Raw genomic sequence first — 9,264 nt, forward strand, 5'->3', positions numbered from 1 at the left:
GCTCATCTGTCTAAACACATTTTGTCAAAAGCTCTTCACTAGATATCCAGTGAAGAGCTTTTTTTAGCTCAAGATTAACGAGTTTTTCCCTTAAAATTGGAAAGACGCAACCTCAAGTTTTCCCGTAATCATGGCAGAGCTGACTATACACTCTACTTCAGTGCAAGTCCCTAATGGCGACTTGCTCATCGATGCGTATCTGGCTGAACCGACTACACCGGGACCCCATCAGGGCATAGTCGTAGTACAGGAGATTTTTGGGGTAAATGAACATATTCGCGATATAACCGATCGCATGGCCAAACAGGGCTATATTGCTATTGCTCCAGCGATTTATCAGCGTCTGGCTCCCGGTTTTGAAGCGGGTTATACCCCAGAAGACATTACAATCGGCCGGGAATATAAGGTTCAAACCAAGGCGGATGAATTGCTCAGTGATATTCAGGCAACCTTAGATTATCTAAAAACACGACCCAATCTGAAATCGGGAGGCTTTGGGGCGATCGGATTTTGCTTTGGCGGCCATGTCGTTTATCTGACCGCTATCCTGGATGAGATTAAGGCCACTGCGTCCTTCTATGGTGCAGGAATTGCTACTCTCACCCCAGGGGGAGGCGAACCTACCATGACTCGTACCCCAGAGATTAAGGGAACCCTCTACTGCTTTTTTGGCAATGAAGATGCCAGTATTCCAGCTTCAGAAGTCGAGCAAATTGAAGCTGCTCTAAGAGAGGCTCAGGTTTCTCATCAGATTTTCCGGTACGATGGAGCCGATCATGGCTTTTTCTGCGATCGCCGTGCTAGTTATAATGCAGAAGCTGCTACTGATGCCTGGGCTAAAGTGAAAGATTTGTTTCACGCCCAACTTCAGGCTTCTGAATAGCAACTGCCAAGGTGGTGAGGACTGCCTTGAAAGGCTCAAACCTAGCACCCATACTCGATTGCCTTTTGCCTAGCGCAAAGTGCTCTAATTTCTCAGACCCTAGTTATGAACTCTGAATCCAAACCCTCTTCTGAAACTCCCTCTTCTATTGGCTTTTCCCCAGATGACTTTGCCCAAGCTCTGCAAGAGCATGACTATACCTTCCAAAAAGGACAAGTGGTACGCGGTCGTGTGGCTGTCCATTCCCAAGAGGGAGCCTATATTGAAATTGGTGGCAAGTCTACTGCCTTTGTACCCATACAAGAGGCGGCTTTAGAAAATGTAACCGATTTGTCTACCGTTTTACCTCTGAATGAGGAATTAGATTTTCTCATTACTCGCGAACAAAATGAAGAGGGACAAGTAACGCTCTCCCGTCGCCAACTGGCAATCCAGCGCCTTTGGGATACCCTCTTAGAGAAGCAGGAGGAGCAACAAGCGCTACAAGTTCGGGTAACCGGGAGCAATAAAGGGGGCGTGACGGTTGATGTGATGGGACTTAGAGGGTTTATCCCGCGATCGCATCTGAGTCAACGGGAAAACCTCAATGCTCTCAAGGGGGAAACCCTGACCGTAGGATTTCTGGAAGTGAACCCAGATACTCGTAAGTTGGTGCTTTCTGAACGACTCGCAACCCAAGCGGCGACGTTTAGTCAGTTGGAAGTGGGACAATTGGTAGAAGGACGAATTGCTAATATTAAACCCTTTGGTTTATTTGTCGATTTAGGCAATACCACAGGACTGATTCATATTAAGCAAATTAGCCAAAGCTATATTGCTGCCCTCTCCAGTCATTTTTCTATTGGTCAATCTATTAAGGCAATCATTATTAGTATTGATGAAGGGAAAGGACGAATTTCTTTGTCTACCCGCATTTTGGAGAATTATCCCGGAGAGCTATTAGAAAATATGGACGAAGTCATGGAAAGTGCTACGGCTCGTCGAGAACGGGCGGTTAAATCTTTGCCTGATGCTTAGACTCATACGTTGAGTCTCTCTAGTAGGAGGACTGTGCTTTTTCTTTCCACCTCCTACTTTGACAATTGCTCTACATTTGGACTGTTACTGGTTAGTTGATTCAATGAAAACAATTTGGGAACTCGATTTTTACTCCCGCCCTATTCTAGATGAAAATAATAAGAAAGTTTGGGAAATTCTGATTTGTGAAACTCCATTATCGATCGCGACTGACCCCGAAAGCTTATTTCGGTATTCTCGGTTTTGTCCGAGTAGTAACGTTAACTCAGGAGAATTAAAGACTGCTCTGTTAGAGGCCATGGAGCAAGCTCCCAGTCGGCCGAGTAAGATCCGCTTCTTTCGCCGACAAATGAATAACATGATTGTCAAAGCTTGTAAGGATTTGGCGATTCCTTCAGCGCCCAGTCGTCGCACGTTAACTTTGTATCAGTGGATACAACAGAGAGAAACAGAAGTCTATCCCCAAGAAGCGGGTTATGATGCCAAGGCAGCCTCTTCGCCTTCTGTAAAATATGAATCGGCGATCGCCCAATCACTCCCAGATGCCATCCTAGGTCAAAAATGGGCATTGGTTAGCCTAGAAGCACAAGCGTTTGCCGAGATGCCCGAATGGGAAATTGCTTTTGGAGAGTCTTTTCCCTTAAGTCCATTTGAATTATCAGATACAACTCCCATTCCTGGTATTATCCTCTTTTCCTCCCGCGCCATTCCCATGGCTGGATGGATGTCTGGTCTAGAATTAGCCTTTCTCAAAGTGATGGAAAATCGAGAAGATAGGAGCAAGAAACCTAGGTTATTACTGGAAACTGGAGTGAACGAAAGTTGGATTTTGGCTAACTTGAATACGCCCCAATTATTAAAAGAAGGAGAAAACTTAGAACAAGCTAAAAAGCAGTCCAAAGGAATTCATTTTATCGCTATTCAGTCCAATCCTGAATCAGAATCATTTGCGGGATTTTGGTTACTGCAAGAACGATGAGTTCATCAATATAGCGCTTCGCTCTAGGTAACAGGCAATATAGCGAGGGAAGAGAGAATTAAGAAATTTTCTATTCCCCATTCCCTATTGCCTATTCCCCATTCCCTATTCCCTACTCATGGCTTTTGTTTTCATACGCCACTCTTTGCGCCAATGGTTAATTAAGATTGTTAACCCAGTAATTAACATCCAGAGCAAACCCAAGCCATTGAGCAAAACATAAAAGGATTCAAAAGATTTACCGAAATATTCCCCTTCATGGATCACCATGAGGATATGCACCTGATCGCGGCTGAGTCCAAACCAATCTTTTGCCAACCGGTAGGAAACCCCTGTAAAGACGGTGATAAACAAGGGAAGTAGGACAATGGGAGCGAGGGTTTTGTGTAGAGTACGAATGGTAAGTTTAGCCATGATTAGCCCTTATAGACTCAAATTGTTATAGCGCTAATTAAAAAAAGCCCGACTATATCGGGCTTTAGTGCGTAAGGAGTGAACGATAATTAGAGGTCGCCACCTCGCAAAAATAGAACAAAGATAACGGCTGGGCCAGCTACCACTACTAATGTTAGCATTAATAGCTGTGCTATGAGTATCCAATCGATCCCTGTGAACAAGTTTGTGATAAAATCCATGTCTCCTCCACTCTCAACCCTAGGAGTTGATGCAATTACTAGATAGAATGCAACTTCTGATTTTACATGGGGATCGACCCCAAGCTTTAAGGAAGTTAACAAAACTCAATAAAGTTTAGCCCAATTCCCCAATTCAGCTTACGGAGTAGCTTTATGGCAACTTGGCGTTGTATTAAACAGTGTGGTGCGTGCTGCCATCTCGATCCAGATGAGCGCCCGGATCTAGACCAATACCTATCCCCTAGTGAGTTAGAACTCTACTATAGTTTGGTAGCCCCTGATGGCTGGTGCATCCACTTCGATCATTTAACCAAAGAATGTACCATTTATCCAGACCGTCCCCAATTCTGTCGGGTACAACCAGATGTCTATGAAAGGATGTTTGGTATTGACTCGCAGGAATTGAATGATTTTGCGATCGATTGCTGTGAGCAGCAAATTGAGGGGGTTTATGGCGATCGCTCCTTGGAGTTGATCCGATTTCGCCGCGAAGTCGGTTTAGAGACACAAGAGGATTAGATATTTACGGTTACTCTTGACGAATAGTGTTCGAGTATTCCCTCTCCTCAACTAAACTAGAGCCACAATGTTTACAGAACCTAGCGTCTGGATCGTGAAATAATAAACCACAGTCTTGACATTCCACTCGCACTTTTTGGGACTCTTTAACAAAATGTTTGACTAAATCTCCGACTTGCCAAGGAATTAAGGAAATTCCGGTTAAAATCATCGCTAAGGTGATCCAACGTCCGGCTTCAGAAAGGGGAGTAATATCCCCAAATCCGACAGTTGTCATGGTGACAATGCAGAAGTAAAGAGCATCGAAAAAATGGCGAAAGGATTGGGGATTGATGACATGTTCAATCTGATAAATCAACCCAGAATAGACGAAAATAATGGAAAAGAGGGTAAAGCAGATGCGGGTAACAATCAGGTTATTTTCTGAGTTAATGATGCCGAGAAATGTTTTGGCTCCCAGATAGCGGAGGAGATGCAAGATCCGAAACCAAATCAGGGTTTTGGAGAATCCGATTTCGATGTCGAATACCCCGAAGATAAAGGGGATAAAGATCAATAGGTCAATCAGGGAATAAATACTTAAGAAGTACTCTAGTTTCTGTTCGGCACACCAGAAACGCAACAGATATTCTAAAATAAAGAGAAGGAGAATCCAGGTATTAGCTAGATCTAAAACTCGATCGAGATCGGGGGGAAGATTGTAGGTTTGGATAACGAAAATGGCAGCAGAGATCAGGACGAGTGTAATAATGGTGAGATTGAAAATTTTCCCGAGTAGAGTTTCAATGCCCAACCATTGATTGAGGGTTTGACGTGGGGAAATGAGCTGAGAAGTCAAAATAATTAATCATGAATAATTAAAGCATTATCAAGTAGGGTGGATAATGGCCCACCCTACCACTCACGGATCAGCCAACGGAGGTTAGGGTGCGATCGCCCACTTCCCGATTGGCATCTACATTAGTTGTTACTGATTTAACAACGGTTTGCATCGTCAAGTTCAGGAATTTCAGTCACTTCACGGTTAACGCGGAAGGGAATCCTTGCCTTTAATCATCATTCCCACAGCACCGAATCCTGCGATTCCCGCTAAACCGGCAATCATAGCAACCGGCTTATTTTTAGCCCCATCTGTGATATGAGTATGGTCATGAACATGATGGGTGGAAGTAGAGCTAGCGATCTGACTAGCGGAAGTCGGTTCAGCCCTATCACTGGTGGGAGCAGCAGAAGTCTGGTTCTCTCCGGCTCCTTGAGTCGGAGACTTACTAAGAAAGCAAGCTTGAGCAGAAACACCGAAGAAGGCAGTACTGGCGATCGCCAAACCCATGACGCTACCGATGAAGTAGGGAAATTTCATGATATTAAAACAGTTCAATAGGTTAATATCCCAATTAGGGTTGAGGCCCTAGGGATTCTGATCAATGATGCCATATTGTCGTGCGGCTGACCGTTATCTGAGTAACACTTGTGCGACTACGGGAAAGTGATCGGAGATTAACACCCCTTCCCATGGCGATCTCTCGACTCTGGCAGATAAGAGGGAGCAACGAGCATCATAGTAAATAGTATCGACCGCATCCCAAGCTTTACCGGTGAATTCATGATAAGTATTTTGTTCTTCTAGGGGAACCTCTGCTAAGGCATCTAACCAAGGGCGATCGAAACTCGAACCTTGGGCTAACATTTGTCTGAGTTGACTTTGGGGAGAGGCATTAAAATCTCCCATGAGAACCCGATAGGATTGTTGATCTGGCCATTGATTCAGTTGATTTAAAATTAATTTTGCACCCAAATCTCTGGCTAGAGCACTGTTATAATCTAGGTGCGTATTCAAAACAATAATCTGTTGATTTTCAGCACTAATAAACTTACCCCAAGTAACAAATCGTGATTGATGATTACCCCATTCTGGGCTGATGCTACCGGGAATATCTGGCGTTTCGCTTAACCAAAACTCACCGGATTCCAAACAAGTTAGGCGCTGGGGATGATAGAAAATCCCACAATATTCTCCACCACCATTCCCCTGGCGATCGCACCCGATACTCTGATATTCGGGTAAGCGACGATGTAGATCGAGCATTTGATGTGCTAAACATTCTTGAGTTCCCAGAATATCGGGTTGCTCTTGGGAAATCCACCCAGCAACAGCCTCTCGTCTCACCTGCCAATTAGAATTCCCTGGGTCAGGTTTATCGTAGCGAAGATTAGCGGTAATCAGTTTAAGTTTCATTAGGCAATAGGCATTAGGCAGTAGGCAGTAGAGGCGAACAAATTTTCGCCTCTACTTGAGGTATTCCGGGTTAATTGAATTGGCGATCGCTATACCGAAATGAATAACCGGCATCCTTAATTTTCTGATTGGAAACCCAAACATTATAGGGTCTGGGATCGGGTAAGCTGGCATCCCAAGTAACAGCAGGATAGTGATGTAAGCTCAATAGGCGATCAAGAAAGTTTTGGCGAGTTAAATGGGCATCATCGACTAAATTATAAATACCGTGCAACCGGTGCTGGCAACTGTGGGCGATCGCCCCCACAATATCCTCTAGGTGAATCCAATTGGTGGCTTCTTGTCCTGTTCCAGGACGAGCAGTTCCTGCCATGGTGCGATAAATTTTGATTAATTCCCGGTTCGGTCCGTAAATTCCCCCAAGACGAAAAATACAAACCTTACGATCTAGAGTTTGGGCACTTAGGAGTACCCGCTCCGTTTCGGCTAAGATTTCACCATTATCAGAGACAGGAGCAACTGGGATCGTTTCATCGGCACTATTCCCTTGGCGATCGCCATACACTTGATAACTACTCGTATAAATGATCTGTTGAACTTGGGGTGCAGTTTCCAGGGCAGAAACTAGACTTTGAGCGGTTCCCAAATAGGTATCCCGATAAGCATCTGGGCCGCGGTTGGTGCGTTTTGCGCCTACACTGAGGAGGATAATCTCTTGATCTTGGATGATTTTCTTCAGTTGTAAGCGATCGCTTCCTTGTAAGACCATAACCTGATTGGCGATCTCCTCTAAATCCCTTACCCGCTCTGGTGTCGTCGTCGTCACCGTTACCTGATGGCCTTGATCGAGCCAATATCGACTACATGCACTTCCGACATAACCACATCCAATAATTGCAATTTTCATCCCTAATTTCTACCTTGGGCCTCTTGAATAAACTTCACAATTTGTTATATACTAAAAAGGTATTGGTAGTAACAAGCAGGGGGTACAATGAGTGACTCAGACCATCAAACACCGCGCTGCTGCTGTTATACCACTGACGGAAACAATTAACGTCCATACCGATCTTTCTCCAGAACATATTCCTGCACTTAGAGCAGGCTTTGCGCTCTATCCTTCTAACCCCCGATGGAATATCTTTAAATTCCGGGCTTGGCGGTTAGGGCGGCAATGGCGATATGCCCTGCAAGCTGGAGAAATGGAAGTTTGTCCAAGCAACCGTCTATTGGTGAGAGCAGCTCATAACCGACAACCAGAAGAAGAACTCTCAGACAGGCGGTTCTCGCCGAAAACATTATTGTTAGCTTAACCCTGTCTCTTGTTAATCTCTATCTGGACAACTGAATCTGGGGCACTTTTATCCGTGCCCCCCCCAATGTACGAACGAGAGAAGGCAGCGTTGCATCCAATCCTTAAAATAAGGGTTGAAAAGAATTGAAAAAGGCCTCGATATCTAGCGCTTTGATTTGAGTGTCCTGATAACCTACCCCCAAGACATAAATGCGATCGCCCATCACCATCATTCGCAGTTGAATATTCTCTTGCCCATTATTTAAAACTACATCCTGTTGACGATCATTTCCCATCGTCTCTTGAACGGAAAAACCGGTATCTTGGACAATGGCATCCAAGACTTGAGCGAGAATTGCCTCACCTTGATGAGCAATTTCTGTTTGTTGATCGGAAAACGCCACAATAAAGCGAGACTTTTCCTGATTCGTCGTCAATACCTCAAAGGCTAAATTGCCCACCACAGTAAGAATCGACTGTTGTTCGTGGGTAGAAAGACCTGTGGGCATCCAGACTTGGAATTCTCCTGCCCGCGAAATGAGATGTTGCCATTGCAGTTTACCTGTATCAACAGTTAAAAGGGGGCGATCGTCAGGAGAAGCTTGCAGTCGTTGTACCTCTTCTTGCAGTTGTTGATAACCCTCTTGAAAAAATGTGGGACGGTTAGGATTAGCAAATTGGGCTTGAACTGGAGAAAGACCAAGTAACCAAACACTCCCAGCACTGATCCATCCTGCCGCTATTCTCCAGGCGATCGCTTGACTCTGAAACGGTGAGTACATACCATTCTCCAAGATTAGGCTCATTGAATAATAGCGCTGGGCGCTATAGCTATTTTAATCACATCTTAACCACTGACTCCCGGACTGACCGGATAATCTTCTGCATTTCCGATTCAGCCCAATCCAAAAACTGCTAATCTATCAAAGAGGCTAAATGTGCAACAGGATGGGGAGATCATGAGGCAGCTTTGGCAATGGTTCAAGAGTTTACTGGGGCAAATCTTTAATCCTGGAGGGAAGATCTTAACCGGGAGTTCCACAGAATCCGATCTGCATCAGAGTTCATCAGCAGAAGTCCTTCCGCGTCTGAGTGAAGCAGATTATGAGTTTTTATTTCGGCAATTAATGGAGGGAGTGGATCAGGGATGGCCAGCGGAGAGGGTGGGACTCTTTTTTGAAAAATTAGGCGATCGCACCAATTCGGATCAATGGCTAGACTGGTTAAGAGAATATCGCGCTCGACTATTAGGAGGGCGAGCGGCTCAAACTCAGCAAGCCGCTCAGATGATGAAAGTTGGGGAAATGGTGCGATCGCTTCCCAAATGGCAACCGGTAGGAGAAGCCACCTATGAAATAGGACTGCAACTGCGCTTACGCTCCCAAGGAAATTCTCTCTGGGAATATATGACTCCGAGCGTAACGGTTAATTCTCCTTCAACGGTTCCCGATCCTACTCCATCAGAACCTTTATCAGAAACGCCTCCACCTCAAAACCCGGCTTTAGATGTTGTAGCCAGTCCCCCCCCTTCTGAAACGCCTCCAGAAAAGGTGGATACGGTTGATGTGGAAGCGAGTGATTCTAAGAGTAGTCCTTTATTTTACCCAGAAGTTGTTTCTGATTTATGGGCCGATCCCCCAGAAACGCCTGTACCAGAACCAGTAAGTGAAACTCCACCAGAAACGCCTGTACCAGAACCAG

12 protein-coding genes and 1 pseudogene are annotated in these 9,264 nt (G+C 45.0%); 6 read left to right on the plus strand and 7 right to left on the minus strand.

The genetic code is table 11. The features are described from left to right. Positions 1 to 130: 130 nt before the first annotated feature. The 3 genes from PN466_RS01715 (at position 131) to PN466_RS01725 (ending at position 2,879) form a co-directional block, all read left to right on the plus strand. Positions 131 to 883, plus strand: a complete 753-nt coding sequence (locus PN466_RS01715) for a dienelactone hydrolase family protein (RefSeq protein ID WP_271936447.1) — start codon at positions 131 to 133, stop codon at positions 881 to 883. 105 nt (positions 884 to 988) lie between these two features. Continuing rightward, positions 989 to 1,900 carry a S1 RNA-binding domain-containing protein gene (locus PN466_RS01720; RefSeq protein ID WP_271936448.1) on the plus strand — a complete coding sequence of 304 codons (912 nt, stop codon included), beginning with the start codon at positions 989 to 991 and terminating at the stop codon, positions 1,898 to 1,900. Between the two features lie 103 nt (positions 1,901 to 2,003). Then, complete coding sequence (locus tag PN466_RS01725) at positions 2,004 to 2,879, plus strand: Tab2/Atab2 family RNA-binding protein (protein ID WP_271936450.1); 876 nt, start codon at positions 2,004 to 2,006, stop codon at positions 2,877 to 2,879. A gap of 105 nt (positions 2,880 to 2,984) precedes the next feature. Here the strand turns inward: PN466_RS01725 and PN466_RS01730 are convergent, their stop codons facing one another. Both PN466_RS01730 and psb30 read right to left on the minus strand, forming a co-directional pair. Next, positions 2,985 to 3,293, minus strand: a complete 309-nt coding sequence (locus tag PN466_RS01730) for a PepSY domain-containing protein (RefSeq protein ID WP_271936452.1) — start codon at positions 3,291 to 3,293, stop codon at positions 2,985 to 2,987. Between the two features lie 89 nt (positions 3,294 to 3,382). Next, on the minus strand, positions 3,383 to 3,514 hold the full coding sequence (gene psb30 / locus PN466_RS01735; RefSeq protein ID WP_271936453.1) for a photosystem II reaction center protein Ycf12/Psb30: 132 nt from the start codon (positions 3,512 to 3,514) through the stop codon (positions 3,383 to 3,385). A 153-nt stretch (positions 3,515 to 3,667) separates the two neighbouring features. On the opposite strand from psb30, the gene PN466_RS01740 reads away from it, so the two are divergent. Beyond that, positions 3,668 to 4,033 (plus strand): YkgJ family cysteine cluster protein, encoded by a 366-nt coding sequence (locus tag PN466_RS01740; protein ID WP_271936454.1) that lies wholly within the window; start codon positions 3,668 to 3,670, stop codon positions 4,031 to 4,033. Between the two features lie 10 nt (positions 4,034 to 4,043). On the opposite strand, the gene PN466_RS01745 is transcribed toward PN466_RS01740, so the two are convergent. The 4 genes from PN466_RS01745 to PN466_RS01760 all read right to left on the minus strand — a co-directional run bounded on the left by PN466_RS01745 (position 4,044) and on the right by PN466_RS01760 (position 7,176). Next, positions 4,044 to 4,871: an ion transporter gene (locus PN466_RS01745; protein WP_271936455.1), complete on the minus strand. Its 828-nt coding sequence runs from the start codon at positions 4,869 to 4,871 to the stop codon at positions 4,044 to 4,046. Positions 4,872 to 5,057: 186 nt separating this feature from the next. Beyond that, complete coding sequence (locus PN466_RS01750) at positions 5,058 to 5,393, minus strand: hypothetical protein (RefSeq protein ID WP_271936457.1); 336 nt, start codon at positions 5,391 to 5,393, stop codon at positions 5,058 to 5,060. Between the two features lie 93 nt (positions 5,394 to 5,486). Continuing rightward, positions 5,487 to 6,269, minus strand: coding sequence for an endonuclease/exonuclease/phosphatase family protein (locus PN466_RS01755; RefSeq protein WP_271936458.1), 783 nt, complete (start codon positions 6,267 to 6,269; stop codon positions 5,487 to 5,489). Between the two features lie 70 nt (positions 6,270 to 6,339). Beyond that, entirely contained in the window at positions 6,340 to 7,176 is an 837-nt protein-coding gene (locus PN466_RS01760; RefSeq protein ID WP_271936460.1) for an SDR family oxidoreductase, read from the minus strand. Positions 7,177 to 7,267: 91 nt separating this feature from the next. Here PN466_RS01760 and PN466_RS01765 point away from each other — a divergent pair, with 91 nt between their 5' ends. After that, the gene (locus tag PN466_RS01765; RefSeq protein ID WP_271936462.1) at positions 7,268 to 7,582 is read left to right on the plus strand and encodes a hypothetical protein; all 315 of its coding nucleotides are present in this window, start codon (positions 7,268 to 7,270) and stop codon (positions 7,580 to 7,582) included. Between the two features lie 103 nt (positions 7,583 to 7,685). Here the strand turns inward: PN466_RS01765 and PN466_RS01770 are convergent, their stop codons facing one another. Continuing rightward, positions 7,686 to 8,345 (minus strand): hypothetical protein, encoded by a 660-nt coding sequence (locus PN466_RS01770; RefSeq protein WP_271936464.1) that lies wholly within the window; start codon positions 8,343 to 8,345, stop codon positions 7,686 to 7,688. Between the two features lie 177 nt (positions 8,346 to 8,522). On the opposite strand from PN466_RS01770, the pseudogene PN466_RS01775 reads away from it, so the two are divergent. After that, a pseudogene (locus PN466_RS01775) lies at positions 8,523 to 9,264 on the plus strand (hypothetical protein); the annotation flags it as partial.

The organism is Roseofilum reptotaenium CS-1145 (genome assembly GCF_028330985.1).
Classification (GTDB): Bacteria; Cyanobacteriota; Cyanobacteriia; order Cyanobacteriales; family Desertifilaceae; genus Roseofilum; species Roseofilum reptotaenium.